Raw genomic sequence first — 16,127 nt, forward strand, 5'->3', positions numbered from 1 at the left:
CCAAAAAAACAACAACGATGAAGAAATTAATATATAGTCTACTAGCTGGCGCACTCTTATTCTCTTCCTGTAAGGACCAGGATTTCATGAATATAGATCCGAATAAACCTTTGCAAACTCACCCACAGTTATTGCTTACCAAAGTAGAATGGGATGCTTTCCGCGCTTTTAGTGGCACTAGTCCATTATATGCAAACCGGATATTGGTGCAAACCGATGGGGAAAGTCAGGGGCAGTATTTTAAATGGGGAAGAGGCGATTTTGCACCTTATTCCAACCTTAGAAATGTAACCAAGATGATCGAAGAGGCCAACAGAGTAAATGACCCTTCTTATTTGGCATTGGCCAAGTTCTTCAGAGCGTATTATTTCTATAATTTAACCCTTACTTTCGGCGATATCCCTTATAGCCAGGCCCTGCAAGGAGAAAGCCCTAAAGGCTATGCCCCTCCTGCTTATGATACGCAGAAAGCAGTCTTCCTGGGCATTCTAAAAGAACTTGAAGAAGCCAATACCATGTTGAAAAACATGAACCCAAATGCCAGCATTGCAGGTGATATTATCTATAAAGGCGTTCCCGCTAAATGGCGCAGACTGGTCAATTCTTTCCGCTTAAAAGTATTGATCACCCTTTCCAAAAAAGAATCAGATGGGGAGCTTAAACTAAAAGAAAGCTTCGCACAAATTCTCCAAAACGAGCCTATTTTGGGAAATACAGAGGCTGATGGCGATGGCCAGCTGATCTTTAAAGACCAGGATGGAAACCGTTATCCTGAATTTAACTCCAGCGGATTTGGTTCCGGGATGTTTATGAGTGCTACTTTTATCGACCAGCTTAAAGTCAGAAAAGACCCACGCTTATTCTTCTATTGCGCGCCAACAAAATTAGCGAAAGAAGCAGGAAAAGCAATCGATGACTTTACGGCCTACGATGGTGGTGATCCTGCCGTACCTTACGCAGAAACCAGTATCAAAGCAGCAGCAGGAAAAGTATCAAAAGTCCACAACCGCTTTCCAGCTGAACCTGAAAATGAACCATTAGTACTCATGGGATTTGCCGAACAGGAACTCATCATCGCAGAAGCCATAGTTAGAAACTGGGTTGCAGGTGATGCCAATCAGCATTATAAAAACGGGATAAAAGCTTCCTTTAAATTCTATCAGACCTATGTAAAAGGAGCTGCAAACTATTTTACTGAAGAAAAGGCAAATGAGTATTTAGCGTTACCGATAAATGACTTTACACAAGCCAGTACTACCGCACAAAAAACAGAACTGATCATCACCCAAAAATACCTGAGAACATTTTTCCAATCCGGCTGGACTGCTTTCTATGACCACCTGAGAACAGGTTATCCGGACTTCCACAGAGCAGATGGCGTTAATGTTCCCTTCCGTTGGATTTATCCGCAATCGGAATACGACAACAATACAGTCAATGTTTCTAAAGCCATCCAATCACAATTCGGTGCTGGAAATGACAAAATCGACCAGCAGGTTTGGTGGGTAAAATAAACAACAATAAATGACAATTTTTAAAAGGATTGATTAGTTTCGGCTAATCAATCTTTTTATTACAACACAATTGAACCCAATGGAAAGCAGAAGAGATTTCATTAAAAAAGCCACATTACTAACCGGCGCACTAGGTATGGCAGGAATGTTACCCGCCTCCATACAAAGAGCAATGGCCATAAATCCTGCAGTAGGAAGCACCTATTTAGATGCAGAACATGTTGTATTTCTAATGCAGGAAAACAGGTCATTTGACCATGCATTCGGTACCCTAAAAGGAGTAAGAGGATTTAATAATCCCAGAGCCATTACCCTACCTAACCAATATCCTGTATGGTTGCAAAGCAATAAAAAAGGAGAAACTTATGCCCCTTTCCGCTTAAACATTAAAGACACGAAAGCAACCTGGATGAGCGCCCTACCCCATTCCTGGGAAAACCAGGTAGATGCCCGTAACGATGGCAAATACGACGGATGGCTGGAGGCAAAAAAATCCGGCAATAAAGAATATGCAGAAATGCCTTTAACCATGGGTTACTACAACCGCGAAGACATCCCTTTCTACTATTCCTTAGCAGATGCGTTTACGGTCTGCGATCATAACTTTTGCTCTGTTTTAACCGGAACAAGTCCGAACCGTTGTTTCTTCTGGACCGGAAAAATCAGGGAAGAACAAAACGAATCCTCTACCGCACATCATTCCAATGGATTCATCGATGGTTCAGAACGCGTATCATGGAGTACATTTCCGGAACGTTTATCGAAACATGCAGTAGATTGGAAAATATATCAAAATGAACTGAGTGTAGGTGTAGGTCTGGAAGACGAAGAAGACAGCTGGCTGGCCAACTTCACAGATAACGACATGGAGTTCTTCAAACAATACCATGTTAAAAGACATCCGGAACACCTGGTTTACCTGCGTAAAGCAAAAACCGAACTGGAAAACAAATTGAAAGAAAAAGCAGATCCTAAACTGCAGAAGAAACTGGATTTTTTGACCAAAGAAATCGAGTTCCTGGAACTTAATCCATTGGAAAAACTAAGTCCTGAGCAACAGGATTTACACCGCAGGGCTTTCGTAACCAATAGAAATGATCCGGATTTCCATAGCCTGGAAACACATACCTATAACGACAATGGCACAGAAAGAACTGCTAAAATCCCAAAAGGTGATGTATTGCACCAATTCCGTAAAGATGTGGACACCGGCAAACTGCCTACCGTTTCCTGGTTAGTGGCCCCATGCAACTTCTCCGATCACCCGGGAGCGCCCTGGTATGGTGCCTGGTATTTATCAGAGGCCATAGACATCTTAACGAAAAACCCGGAAGTATGGAAAAAGACCATCTTTGTCCTCACCTACGATGAGAATGATGGCTACTTCGACCACCTACCTCCATTTGTAGCGCCAGACCCTAAAGATCCAACCAAAGGAAAAATATCAACCTCATTAGACAGCAGCTCAGAATATATTTATAAAGAAGGAAACAGCGAAAGAGAAAGTTCTGTAGGCCTCGGTTTCCGCGTCCCAATGCTGGTCGTTTCTCCATGGTCAAGAGGTGGTTATGTGAACTCTCAAACGTTCGACCATACCTCTTCCATTCAGTTCCTGGAAAATTTCCTTTCCCACAAAACAGGTCAGAAAATCCATGAAGATAATATCAGCTCCTGGAGAAGAAGCTTATGCGGTGATTTAACCTCTGTATTCAGACCCTATAACGGAGAAAATATCCCATTACCAACCACAGTAGAAAGAATGCCATTCTTAGAAGGAATTCATAAAGCTAAGTTTGCCAAACTCCCAGACAATTTCAAAAACCTGGACAAAGCAGCAATTGCGGGAATCCTAAAGCATCCTAAAAACAATCCAAACCTACCGCAGCAGGAACCAGGTATTAAACCGGCAAATGCCATCCCATATGAGTTGTATGCGCATGCCACACTAGATACCGCAAACAAACAATTTCAGATCGATTTCAATGCCGGGAATACGTTTTTTGGAGATAAAGCAAAAGGTGCTGGATTTATCGTTTATTCAGGAGATAAAAACTGGGATTTCACCGTGGATGCAGGTGATACGATCCGTTACGAATGGCCATTAACTGCTTTCAATACCGAAGCTTATGATTTGAAAGTTTATAGTGCAAATGGTTTCTATCGCAGGTATACCGGCAATGCACAGGATCCAGAAATCGAAATCGCCTTAAGGTACCAGGCCGAAAAAGAGGGCAGCAAACCTAATGGAAATGTAATGCTACACATCAGGCGTTTAACGAAGGGCAATCCGATAAAAATAACGATCAAAGACAACAGCTATAAAAAACCGGTAATCAATGCGGTTTTAAACAAGAGTCAGGAAGAAATCTTTATTCCTATCGACTTAAAAGCAAGCCATAGCTGGTATGATTTCACTGTCACAACTGATAAAAACAAAATTTATAGTCAGCAGTTTGCTGGCCATGTAGAACATTCAAAAGAGAGTTTTACTGACCCTTTAATGGGGAATTTATATTAAACTCAAAACGATAAAAAACAGCCCCTGAATTGTAATGATCCAGGGGCTGTTTTTTTGTTTTTTCAGTCCCTCCTACCCAAATTCCGAGTAAAATCACTATTACAATACCACTGATAACACCCTTTATTTTCCAGCAAAATCCCGAACCCGAAAACAAATTGTTTTATGTGTTTGAACTATTAAAAACGCAATTAATCACAAAAAAACACCCGATAAACAACTCGTTATCAAAGGCTAACCCAAAAACATATTTTCAAAATGTTGTAGGAACTTACAATAAATTATTAATACATTAACAATTCTTTCGTTTAGTTCAATTCTTGTAAACATCTGGGTATGCATGATAAAATTTCTGAATCGAAGCTTTGGGAAAGCTTTAAATCCGGCGATAAAGACGCGTTCAAAGTGATCTACTACAATTACTATATGCTGCTCTACCGCTACGGTATAAAAACCTCTGCTGATACGGAGCTTGCGGAGGATTGTTTACAGGATTTGTTCTTGAAACTTTGGAAAAACAGAGAGAATCTTGGAGAAGTAGCCTCCGTTAAAAGTTATCTGTACCGCGCCTATATCCGGATGCTATTTGAAGCCATTAAAAAATCCAGACGAGAGATTAACCTGGCAGAGCTAGACCACCCGCAGGAAGAAAGTAGCATTGAAGAGACCATTATTCAAAACCAGGATCAGAATGCCCTTAACCTCCATTTACACCAGGCCCTAAAACACCTCAGTAAAAGACAGCGACAAGTCATGTTGCTCCATTATTTTGATGGCCTTTCCTATAAACAAATCGCCGAAATCCTACCCATAAAATACCAGGCCATCCGGAATTGCGTACATGAAGGCATCAAAATCCTCCGCAAAAACATCGCCTCCAGGTCTGGATAGCCCTTTAAAAATATTTCTCGGAAAAATACAGTACAAAACCAATGAGGGCCCGTCTGTATGTTCATAAACCGATGAACCAATGAAAAGAAACTACTTCGTACTGGGACTGATTCTACTGACATTCTTTGTCATCTCATTTTTAACCAATATCATCGGCCCATTGGTTCCGGATATCATCCGGAGTTTTTCTTTAAGTCTAACCACTGTCGCTCTGCTCCCATTTGCTTTTTTCATCGCTTATGGCGTGATGTCTATCCCTTCAGGCATCCTCGTAGAAAAATATGGAGAGAAAAAGGTAATGGCTGCGGCCTTCTTTATTTCCTTCCTCGGCGCCATGCTCTTTGTATTTACCCCAGGCTATTTCAGCTATATGTGTTCCCTCTTCCTGATAGGTGCGGGCATGGCGATGTTGCAGGTCGCCATTAACCCATTGTTACGCGTCGCCGGAGGCGAAGAACACTTTGCCTTTAACTCTGTCCTCGCACAATTCTTTTTTGGTCTCGCTTCCTTTTTAAGCCCTTTAGTATATTCCTACCTCGTCCTGAATATCGGAAAGCCGGAAGGCGATGCCAGTCCGCTGATTTCCTTTTTTGAGTCGATCGTTCCAGCTGCCTTGCCATGGATTTCTCTATACTGGATATTCGCCATCGTTTCTCTTCTAATGGTCATCGTAATTGCCTGTATAAAAATCCCTAAAGTGGAACTGAAAGGTGACGAAAAAGTAGGCGGTATGGAAACCAATATTGCCCTCCTTAAAAACCCAACAGTAGGTCTTTACTTCCTGGCCATATTCTGTTACGTTGGCCTGGAACAAGGTGTTGCCAACTGGATGTCCGAATTTCTACATACTTACCACCAGATAGACCCGAAAACAGGGGGTGCCACTGCAGTATCCTGGTTCTGGGGAATGCTCACCATTGGCACACTACTCGGTTTATTACTGCTCAAATTCATGGACAGCAAAAAAGTACTGGTCATATTTACCGCAGCAGCAATCATCAGTCTGGTTTTTGCCTTATTTGGTTCCGCCACCATAGCCATATGGGCATTCCCAATGATCGGATTCTTTGCCTCAGTAATGTGGTCGATCATCATTTCACTGGCACTCAACTCGATGGACAAGCACCATGGTGCCTTATCAGGCATACTCATTACCGGAATATGCGGTGGAGCAGTGATCCCATTGATTATCGGTTGGATAGGAGATTTTACCTCTTTAAAAACCGGAATGATTTTTATATTTGTGATGCTCGGTTATATCCTGAGCCTTGGGTTTTGGGCCAAACCCCTTGTACAGAATGAAACCATTTCCCTTAGGAAAAAGAAAAATATATCCCATAAGAAACTCGTAACTAATGAACAATAAAATGCTGATTGGCGTAGATCTTGGTGGCACGAATGTGCGCTCTGGATTAGTAAGCGGACAAGAAATTATTAAAATAGAGGCTGAAAAAATCCAATCTAAAGACAACGAGAAAGCAGTCATCGACCAGGTCATCAATTCAATCAGCAGAGTAATCAGCCCCGAAGTTAAAGCCATTGGCATTGGCGTTCCCGGCATTCTGGATACTAAAGAAGGTATCGTTTACGATGTGCAAAATATCCCTTCCTGGAAAGCCGTCCCATTAAAAGCCATACTGGAAAAACATTTCAAAGTTCCTGTCCTCATGAATAACGATGCGAATTGCTTCGCTGCCGGAGAATGGCATTACGGCATGGGTAAGGAAACAAGCAACCTCACTGGCTTAATCCTCGGTACAGGCGTTGCCGCCGGAATCATCTGCGATGATAAACTCTATGAAGGCCGCAACTGTGGTGCCGGAGAATTTGGCATGATCCCTTACCTGGACCGCAATTATGAATTCTATTGCAGTGGCAATTTCTTCAGTCATTTCCACAAAAGCTCCGGTGAAGCAGTTTACAACAAAGCCGCAGCAGGAGATCCAGCAGCATTGAAAATCTTCCAGGAATATGGAAAACACCTCAGCTCCCTAATAAAAACCATACTCTATGCCGTAGATCCGGACATGATTGTAATGGGCGGATCAGTGAGTAAAGCCTTCCCCTTCTTTAGCGATACTTTATGGGCAGAATTACAGGACTTCCCCTATCAACCTGTCATTAAAAATATCAAGATCTCGGCTTCTGAAATCAACAACATCGCCATCCTTGGTGCCGCCGCATTATATTTTAACCCTTAAAAACCTATCGTTCCTCCTTTGCTCGGGTGTTCTTTACTTTTTTCAATAAGTTACTACAGGTAATACATACCATTCCTAATATCAAAACGGATAAAGTATTAAATAGGCTACTCATTTGTTTGGCTCCCGGTATTTCATCTTTAAGGCCTTCCGATCTTTATACTTCTTATATTCTACAATAGCGGCAAGTAAACCACCAGCCAGCCCGCCAAGAATGCAAGCAATCATTTCTTTTACCTCCACAGAATTCCATACCACAGTAAATACTTGCAAATAAAACGAGTACAAAAGTCAACCGGCCCCGTCTTACAGGGAAAGAACCTATTCCAATGAAAAAGCTAAGCCAAACCTTCCTCTCCTTGTCCTTGCTCCTCCTCATTACATCGAGTACTATTGCAGCAGAACGCCTCCCCTTAAAAGTCGAAAAACATACAGAAGGTGCCCCTATTACCTTAGGCATCCCTATTCCTGAGGGCGCACTATACTCCCCGGATCATGTCCGCCTGCTCAATAAACAAGGCAAAGAAATCCCTTCACAAATCACAGAAGTCAACAATTGGATGCCCGCCAACAGCAGCATCAAATGGATCTGGGTATTTTTCTTTACCGATGCCAACGATAACTACACCTTAGAATACGGCAACGATGTCAAAAGAGAAAACTTTAAAGGCGATCGCGTCGTGATCAGAAACGTACAACCCATGGGCAGCTATACGGAAGTCAGCACCGGCCCATTAAACTTTAAAATCAAGAAAGACCAGGGTGGTTTCTTTGAAACAGTACAATTAGACACCGATAAAAATGGCTTTAGCGCTTCAGATGTCATTGCCGAAGGTGCAAAAGACAGAGGCTCCTTCCTCGACCTGCTCGATCAGGCAGGAATAGATAAATCCAAAGCGGTCATTACCAGAAGCGTCATCGAAAAAGGCTCCGGCCCACTCCATGGCATCATCAGGCTGGAAGGAGAATATCTATACAACAGAAAAGACAATAATAACGCTCCATTTGTACTTAGAATACATGTTTATGCCGGCAAATCTTACGTAAAAGTACTCCATACCTTTGTCTATACCGGGGTCCCAGATCAACATGAGATCAAAAAAGGAGAACATGCCAGAATTACCACACAAAGTAAAGACATCCTATCAGAAGAAGAAAGCAATGATAAAGGCTGGTCCAAACCAAACGATCAGATTGCCGCAACGGGCTTCGCCTTAAACTATAAACTAAACGGAAACATCGCCTATAAAGTAGGTTATAAAGAGGGTAAATGGTGGGAAAACCAACCAGAAAAAGTATTCGAATTCAGTGGAAATGGTAAACAACAAACCTCCTTGTTCCAAACCGGTCCGAAGCCAAATAAAGTAGCACCAGTACCGGAATCAACGGATACCAAAAGAATTGAAGGCTTTTCCGCAAGCCTCAGCACCGATAAAAAAGAACAACTCCAGACCGCAAAAGCCAGCGGATGGATGGACATCAGCGATAAAAAATGGGGAATTGCCATCGGCATCAAACACTTCTTTGAAGAATATCCCAAAGAACTGAACATCATCGCAGATCAGCAACTCGCAACCGCCTATTTATGGTCGCCACAAGCAGGGCCAATGAGCTTTGCAAGAGATACCAATGCCCCTGATGATGGCATTTTAGGGAATTTCGCACAAGGACTGGCCAAAACCAGCGAACTAGTATATTACTTCCACGAGGCCAATGTAAGCACTCCAGCAATTCAAAAATCACTGAATTATTTCCTGGATCCGCCAGTAGCTCATGCCGCTCCACAAGTCTATGCGCAATCCAAAGTATTCGGTGCCATGTCTCCGCACAACACTTCCTTCTCCGAATTTGAACGAGGAATGGACTATAAATTCGACTGGATGCTCTTCAACCAAAACTGGGCACCATGGTACGGGATGTTTGAGCATGGCGATTTTAAAAATTATTACATCAACAACAAATGGGAAATGTGGGCAAACAATGAACCTGCGCAGGATTATATGCTCTGGATGCAATTCATGAGAACTGGCGACCCAAAACTGTACAATACCGCACAAGCAATGAGCAGACATACCATGGATGTCGACAATATCCACTGGCCTAAAAAACCGGTATACCATGGCGATACCAACCCGGTACTAGACTATTTGCAAAGTAAAGAGGCACCAGACAACACCACCCCCTATTTAGGTATTGGCAAAAGACATGGCGACCAACACTGGTCGGCAGTACTGAGCGCACATGTATGGGTACAAGGATGGCTGGCAGATTATTTCCTAACCGGAGATCACCGTGGACTGGAAATCGCCCGTCAAACTGCAGACACCTATGTAAAACGCATCTGGGGCGACCATGACCTAATGGGACGCAGGTTATACCTTTCCGTGTGGAACATGACCGAAGTATACGATGCTACAAAAGATGAAATCTACCTTACCGACCTCAAAGACCGCATTAAACACATGCTCGACCTTCAAAACGGAACAGAGCAAAACAACAGTCTGGTGATCGACCGGTACGGCTATTCACAAGTATACGCCTCACAGGGACTAAGAAAATATTACCAGATCACTGGTGATCAGAAAGTGAAACAAGCACTCCTCAAACACGCCCGTTCGGTAAGAGATAATGAGCCTATCGCTTACTTCATGGAATCTTACCTTTCCTCGATCCACAGCTTACTGATCGGTTACGAATTCACCCAAGATAAAAGCTATCTGGATAAGGCCCTGGAACGCGCACAAGTCTTAAAAACAGATCCTGCCAATGTTAAATTCGACGACAATGCCACACAAAAACAACTCGCAGAAACCTTACTGAAAGTCAGCCACCTCCCTCAAGATCCGGAAAAGGAATATGCAGAATGGGATGTCAGAAATGGCCTCCGCGTATTCGGCTGGACACATGCCTACAACGTCCCTTACCTGCTGTATTGGTTAAGAAACGAAGGGCAACAAAAGTCTGGCAAAACAGAAATATCAAAAAAATAAGAATTATACAGTACAAAAACTATAAACCAACGTCTTAGCGAATAATAACACCAACAAAATCATCCCCCAAACACAATGACTAAGAAAATCTACAAAAATGACCTGGAAAGAATCGATGCCGCATGGGAAAAGCTAGCACCCATGCTCAACGAACCAGAAGAAATACCGGTAAGAAAACTGAAGCCCTGGTTCAACAAAAAGATCATCGCTGCTGCAGCAATGCTGATCCTGATGTCCACCATCGGCCTATGGTTTCTAAAGGGACAAAATGCAGAAGTCCAGTACCTCACTAAATACGGACAAACGCTAAGAGTCCTGCTGCCGGATAGTTCTGTAGTCATGTTGAATGGAAATAGTCGACTGAGCTATCGTAAAGAATGGGCTAAGGATGGCGATAGGGAAGTAAAAGTAGATGGAGAAGCCTACTTCTCTGTAAAACATACCCGCTCCCACCAGAGGTTCTTTGTCAGAATGCCTGATCAGCTCTCTGTAGAAGTATTGGGTACAGAATTTAACATCAGCACCAGAAACCATGATACCCGCGTAGTATTGAACTCAGGAAAAATAGACTTCCATATGGAAGGACTTCCAGACCAGCAAACACGCATCGTTCAAATGAAACCTGGCGACCTGGTAGAATACCAAAGTAACAAAAAATCCTATACCAAAAGGATCGTAGACCCAGCTATTTATTCGTCCTGGAAAACCGACCGATTGGTGTTCGACAAGACCCCATTGAAAGAAGTACTGAATACCTTACGCAATACCTATGGATTAGAAATCGAAGTAGAAAATCCAACAATGCTGGATATGAACCTATCCGGATCTGCTCCAACCACCAACGTCGACATCCTCATTCAGGCCCTGTCGGCAACATTTAACATCAATTTCATTAAAAAAGGAGATACGCTTATCGTTACGAATGCCCCCTAAAACACAAAAACATTTATCAACTAAACCAACCAAACCATGGTAAAAATTCTACACTTGCTGCTGATCCTCGTGATCGGCAGCGCATCGATGGTATTTAGTCGTGTGCAATCCTTCGCCTTTGTGACGGAAAACGCTGCTCCTGCAGAGGCCATGCGTCAGTTAATGCCCCTCAAAGATGCATTGAAAGGCCTTGAAAGAACCCATAAGGTATCCATTATGTTCGATAGCAAACTTGCAGAAAACGTATTGGTGCAAACAAAAGAAAAGCAAAGAAATGAAAGCATCGAGACCGCTTTAACCAATATGCTTTCCCCAGTCAACATCAACTATAAAAAGATCAGCGAACAGTTTTATGTGATCAATTTCAAAGAGTCTAAAAACACCACAGAAGCCCGTCAGACCGGCCCAAAGGAAAAAGGCAGTACCGAAACGAGCATCGCAGAAAACAGCAATGACCTAACCCAAATCTACAGAGAAATCACCATTAGCGGTACAGTGGCGGATGGTAGCAATGGAGAAGTACTGCCTGGCGTTTCCATCAAACTGAAAGGAAAAAGCATCAGTACCAGCACCAATACCAACGGAAAATATACCATTCGTGTTCCTGAAAAAGGCACCCTGGTTTTCTCTTACATCAGTTACATCACCAAGGAAGTCAACATCGGCTCCTCTTCAGTGATCAATGTAGACCTGATGCCAGACCAGCAAAAACTCGATGAAATTGTAGTGGTAGGTGTAGGATATGGTACCCAACAGAAAAGAAACCTGACCGGATCCATCGCTTCTATCAGCGCAAAAAACATCAAAGATATTCCGGTAACCAGTTTTGAGAATGCCATTCAAGGGCAAATCGCAGGGGTTCAGGTGCAAGAGCCAAGTGGCGAACCTGGTGCCGCAACCACCATTCGTGTGCGTGGGGTAGGTTCCATCTCCGCAGGAAATGAGCCACTCTATGTAGTAGATGGTTTCCCTATCTCTAAAAACGTAGAATCTGCTACACAGGGTGATGTTTCTAAAAGAACAGTCGCCTTCCGTCCGGCACCGGCAAATCCACTGGGCACAATTAGTCCGGGGGATATCCAATCTGTAGAAGTCTTAAAAGATGCAGCCGCAGCGGCGATCTATGGTTCCAGAGGCTCAAATGGTGTCATCATCATTACCACTAAAAAAGGAAAAAGAGATGGTACAATTTCAGTCAACCTCGACTCCTATGTTGGTCTACAAACCCTGGCCAACAAGGTCGACCTGATGAACTCCGCAGAACTGAGCAGATATGTAATAGAAGCAAAAAACAATGCCTACCTGCAGGATTTCCCGAATGCAAGTGCTAGCGACCCCAATTCAGTAAGGTACACCAGAAGTACCAATACCAGTTATTACCTGCCTACCGACTTTATCAATCCAACCGGTGTAGACACCGACTGGCAAGATGTGTTGTTCAAAAACTCACCTATCCAGTCTTATAACCTATCCCTTTCCGGTGGTGCAGAAAAACTAGGATATTACATCTCTGGAAATTATTTCAATCAGGGTGGTATCATCGATAAAACCGGATTCAAACGTTATACTTTCCGCATCAACATAGAATCTGATCCGGTAAAAAATCTCCGCATCGGTGCGATTATAAACCCTTCCTTTACCGATCAGGCAAAAGGATCTACCAGTGCCCCATATTTTGCAGATCCTCCAGGAGCAGTATATACGGCTTTGGTGCATTCCCCAACGGTTAGCCCATACCTGCCAAATGGCCAGATCAACCAATCAAATAACCAAAGTCACCTGAATACAGAAAACGGAACCGGAACAAATATGACGGCTTCCAGTAACCCGCTTGCTGTAGTGAAACACATTCATGATGACCTGACACAATTCAGAACTTTTGCAAGTGCTTACGCAGAATACACCCTCTTTGATGGCCTGAAATATAAACTGATGTTCGGCACAGACATCAACAACTACAACAGAAAATATTATAGAGAAAAAGCCTTTATTGACCGCGCTGCAACGGTAGGTGTTCCTTATGGACAATCGAACTCTTCATTGGAAACCAACTGGCTGGCAGAAAATCTATTGACTTACAACAAGGTTTTCGGCGTACATAGCATCTCTGCATTAGCAGGATATACCGCGCAAAAAGACAAGATCAGAAACAACCAGGTACAAGCAGAAAACTTCCCGGACGACCTGGTGCAGACCGTTAGCGGTGGACAAGTAACCGGTGGTACCGCAACCGAAGAAGAATGGTCGCTGGTATCTTATCTGGGTAGGGTAAACTACGCCTTTAAAGACCGTTACCTATTAACCGCAACCATCCGTTCCGACCGTGCTTCCCGATTTGGAGAAGGCAATAAAGTTGGTTATTTCCCCTCATTCTCTGCAGGATGGAGAATGTCTGACGAATCCTTTATGAAAGACTTGAAATGGATCAGTGATTTTAAAGTCCGCGGAAGCTGGGGTAAGACAGGAAACTTCCTGATCCCTAACTATGCCGCAATCGGATTGCTCAGCCCTTACAACTATGTTTTCGGCAATGTAGTAACCAATGGTATCGCCCCTTCTACCCCAAGTAATCCAAACCTGACCTGGGAGAAAAACACACAAGTCGATATCGGTTTAGACATGAGCTTCCTCAACAACAGAATCTTTGCATCATTAGATTGGTACAACAAGAAAACTTCCAACCTGCTGCTAAATGTACAGGTGCCTGCAGTTGTCGGCTATGGCAATTCTAACCCATTAATGAATATCGGCGAAGTGGAGAACAAAGGATTTGAAGCTTCCCTTTCTACGCAAAATCTGGTTGGAGAGTTCTCCTGGAGTACCGACATGAACTTCTCTACCAACAAGAATAAAGTACTGAAACTCGGTGCTTCCGGTGATCCGATTCTAAGTACCGGTGGTGCTGGTATTCGTCACATTACCCGCATTGGCGATCCTATCGGTAGCTATTACGGCTATGTGGTAGAAGGAATTTACCAAAGTCAGGCAGAAATTAACAATGCCCCGAAAGATAAACTGGCAGCCAAACCAGCGCCGGGAGATTTCAGGTTTAAAGATGTCAATGGCGATGGGGTAATTGATGCCAACGACCGTACCGTGATCGGAAATTACCAACCAAATTACACCTATGGCATCACCAACAGACTCAGCTATAAGAAAGTAGAATTGAGCTTCCTGATCCAGGGTGTAGAAGGTTCGCAGGTATTAAACCTGACCAGAAGACACCTTGCCAATGGAGAAGCAAATACCAATTCCTATGCGGTGATCAACAACAGATGGGTTTCCCCATCACAGCCTGGAGACGGTAAAACCCCTCGTGCAGACAGACTAGGTGATTTACACGGATTTAACAACAGACCTTCCACCTATCAGGTAGAAGATGCCTCTTATATCCGCCTTAGAAATGTAACCCTGGCCTATACACTGCCTGATAAATGGGTGAAAAGATATTTCTCTTCTTTCCGGATTTATGCCTCAGGAACCAACCTTTGGACCAAGACCGACTATATCGGCTACAACCCGGAAGTAAACAACCAGAGTACGGCCAGCGGTGTGCAAGGTGAAGATTATGGCGCCTATCCGTTATCAAGGAATTTCACTTTTGGTATTAATGCCTCATTTAAGTAGTGTTCTTAAACCTATAAACCAGAAAACATGAAAAAGAATTTAATATATATCCTGATCACTGCCGGAATATTCAGCTCTTGTGGCAAAGAGTTTACCGACCTGAACCCGATCTCTCAGCGAAATGTAAATGCCTTCTATAAAACAAGTGACGATATGGTGATTGCCGTCAACGCAGCCTATAAAGCACTACAAATGAATGGCGCCTATAACCAAAGCTATTGGATACTCAATGAAATGCGCTCCGACAATACTGATGGCGGTGCCGATAATACCGGGCTGGGTGCAGACCTGAATGCCATAGATAACTTCAATGAAAATGCGGCAACAGCCGAATTGGTCACCACCTCCTACCTGGATACCTATGTGGGCATCAGCCGATGTAACATTGTATTGAGTCGCATTGAAGCAGTACCTATGGATGAAACTCTTAAAAACAGGGTCAAAGGAGAAGCATTATTTCTACGCTCCCTTTTCTATTACAACCTTGCCGTAAACTTCGGAAGAATCCCATTGGTGCTTAAAGAAATCACGGTAGAAGAAGGGAAATCCTACCCGCAATTACCTGCATCAGAAATCTACAAACAACTGGTAGCCGACCTTGCTGTGGCAGAGAACTTCCTGGAAGTGAAATATACAGGAAACAATGTAGGCAGGGCTACTAAAGGTGCTGCAGCCACATTAATGGGAAAAATATACCTGACAATGGGCGATAAAGCTTCGGCTGTTGCCCCATTGAGAAGGGTGAAAACTACCTATGGCTATTCCCTGGTGCCTACCTATGATAAACTATGGGGAATTGCCAATAAAAACAATGTAGAGTCGATCTTCGAAGTACAATATAAAGGTGGCGGTACCAATACCGGAAATGCTTTTACCAATGCCTTTTCGCCACTAATGATTCAAAGCACTGGTGCCTATAAAAACAGACCTACTGCCGAAATGCAGGCTGCTTATGAGCCCAACGACAAGCGTTTCGCCATCTCCATGAACCCTATAAACGGGCCATTGAATGCAGGCCGTTTCATCCTGAAATATGGCACAACCACTGCCTATAATGAAGGTGATGCCGATTACAACTTCGTGGTATTGCGCTATGCAGATGCCTTGCTGATGCTGGCAGAAGCTTTAGGAGAAGGTACCGAAGCCTACGACCTGATCTATGAAGTGCGCTTCCGTGCCGGATTAAACCGCATAGACAGCAGTACTCCAGGTACTTTCGCAGAGAAATTACTCAAAGAAAGACGCGTAGAACTTGCTTTTGAAAACCACAGATGGCCGGATTTACTGCGCTTTGGTAAAGCGGCTGAAGTGATGAGCGCTCAAGGAAAAGCACCAAGATTGCTGTTCTTAATTCCACAACGTGAACTGGACATCAATACCAGCTACACCCAAAATCCAATCTAAAACTCCATAGCATTTACCTCCTCAGGCCGGCCCTTAACCGGGTTGGTCT

General features: G+C 43.5%; 10 protein-coding genes. 9 read left to right on the plus strand and 1 reads right to left on the minus strand.

Features of this window, described 5'->3' with window-relative positions; all coding sequences use genetic code 11:
- The first annotated feature begins 17 nt into the window (after positions 1-17).
- The 5 genes from R2S10_RS07545 to R2S10_RS07565 all read left to right on the plus strand — a co-directional run bounded on the left by R2S10_RS07545 (position 18) and on the right by R2S10_RS07565 (position 7,124).
- Positions 18-1,514: a SusD/RagB family nutrient-binding outer membrane lipoprotein gene (locus tag R2S10_RS07545; protein ID WP_316839835.1), complete on the plus strand. Its 1,497-nt coding sequence runs from the start codon at positions 18-20 to the stop codon at positions 1,512-1,514.
- A gap of 79 nt (positions 1,515-1,593) precedes the next feature.
- Positions 1,594-4,032: a phosphocholine-specific phospholipase C gene (locus R2S10_RS07550; RefSeq protein WP_316839836.1), complete on the plus strand. Its 2,439-nt coding sequence runs from the start codon at positions 1,594-1,596 to the stop codon at positions 4,030-4,032.
- Positions 4,033-4,368: 336 nt separating this feature from the next.
- A complete protein-coding gene (locus tag R2S10_RS07555; protein WP_316839837.1) occupies positions 4,369-4,923 on the plus strand; it encodes an RNA polymerase sigma factor in 555 nt (184 codons plus the stop codon).
- A gap of 79 nt (positions 4,924-5,002) precedes the next feature.
- On the plus strand, positions 5,003-6,289 hold the full coding sequence (locus R2S10_RS07560) for an MFS transporter (RefSeq protein ID WP_316839838.1): 1,287 nt from the start codon (positions 5,003-5,005) through the stop codon (positions 6,287-6,289).
- Positions 6,279-7,124: an ROK family protein gene (locus R2S10_RS07565; protein ID WP_316839839.1), complete on the plus strand. Its 846-nt coding sequence runs from the start codon at positions 6,279-6,281 to the stop codon at positions 7,122-7,124. Before R2S10_RS07560 ends, R2S10_RS07565 begins: the two co-directional genes overlap by 11 nt.
- Positions 7,125-7,235: 111 nt before the next feature.
- On the opposite strand, the gene R2S10_RS07570 is transcribed toward R2S10_RS07565, so the two are convergent.
- Positions 7,236-7,397, minus strand: coding sequence for a hypothetical protein (locus tag R2S10_RS07570; protein WP_316839840.1), 162 nt, complete (start codon positions 7,395-7,397; stop codon positions 7,236-7,238).
- A 56-nt stretch (positions 7,398-7,453) separates the two neighbouring features.
- Here R2S10_RS07570 and R2S10_RS07575 point away from each other — a divergent pair, with 56 nt between their 5' ends.
- The 4 genes from R2S10_RS07575 (at position 7,454) to R2S10_RS07590 (ending at position 16,078) form a co-directional block, all read left to right on the plus strand.
- A complete protein-coding gene (locus tag R2S10_RS07575) occupies positions 7,454-10,114 on the plus strand; it encodes a hypothetical protein (protein ID WP_316839841.1) in 2,661 nt (886 codons plus the stop codon).
- Between the two features lie 75 nt (positions 10,115-10,189).
- On the plus strand, positions 10,190-11,047 hold the full coding sequence (locus R2S10_RS07580; protein ID WP_316839842.1) for a FecR family protein: 858 nt from the start codon (positions 10,190-10,192) through the stop codon (positions 11,045-11,047).
- 36 nt (positions 11,048-11,083) lie between these two features.
- Positions 11,084-14,674, plus strand: coding sequence for a TonB-dependent receptor (locus R2S10_RS07585; protein ID WP_316839843.1), 3,591 nt, complete (start codon positions 11,084-11,086; stop codon positions 14,672-14,674).
- A gap of 27 nt (positions 14,675-14,701) precedes the next feature.
- Entirely contained in the window at positions 14,702-16,078 is a 1,377-nt protein-coding gene (locus R2S10_RS07590; RefSeq protein WP_316839844.1) for a RagB/SusD family nutrient uptake outer membrane protein, read from the plus strand.
- Positions 16,079-16,127: the final 49 nt, after the last annotated feature.

Source organism: Pedobacter gandavensis, assembly GCF_032678745.1.
Classification (GTDB): domain Bacteria; phylum Bacteroidota; class Bacteroidia; order Sphingobacteriales; family Sphingobacteriaceae; genus Pedobacter; species Pedobacter gandavensis_C.

What these genes read in the sequence shown, in the direction of transcription:
- R2S10_RS07545 (WP_316839835.1), top strand. Translation starts at nt 18, where the DNA reads ATGAAGAAATTAATATATAGTCTACTAGCTGGCGCACTCTTATTCTCT.
- R2S10_RS07550 (WP_316839836.1), top strand. Translation starts at nt 1,594, where the DNA reads ATGGAAAGCAGAAGAGATTTCATTAAAAAAGCCACATTACTAACCGGC.
- R2S10_RS07555 (WP_316839837.1), top strand. Translation starts at nt 4,369, where the DNA reads ATGCATGATAAAATTTCTGAATCGAAGCTTTGGGAAAGCTTTAAATCC.
- R2S10_RS07560 (WP_316839838.1), top strand. Translation starts at nt 5,003, where the DNA reads ATGAAAAGAAACTACTTCGTACTGGGACTGATTCTACTGACATTCTTT.
- R2S10_RS07565 (WP_316839839.1), top strand. Translation starts at nt 6,279, where the DNA reads ATGAACAATAAAATGCTGATTGGCGTAGATCTTGGTGGCACGAATGTG.
- R2S10_RS07575 (WP_316839841.1), top strand. Translation starts at nt 7,454, where the DNA reads ATGAAAAAGCTAAGCCAAACCTTCCTCTCCTTGTCCTTGCTCCTCCTC.
- R2S10_RS07580 (WP_316839842.1), top strand. Translation starts at nt 10,190, where the DNA reads ATGACTAAGAAAATCTACAAAAATGACCTGGAAAGAATCGATGCCGCA.
- R2S10_RS07585 (WP_316839843.1), top strand. Translation starts at nt 11,084, where the DNA reads ATGGTAAAAATTCTACACTTGCTGCTGATCCTCGTGATCGGCAGCGCA.
- R2S10_RS07590 (WP_316839844.1), top strand. Translation starts at nt 14,702, where the DNA reads ATGAAAAAGAATTTAATATATATCCTGATCACTGCCGGAATATTCAGC.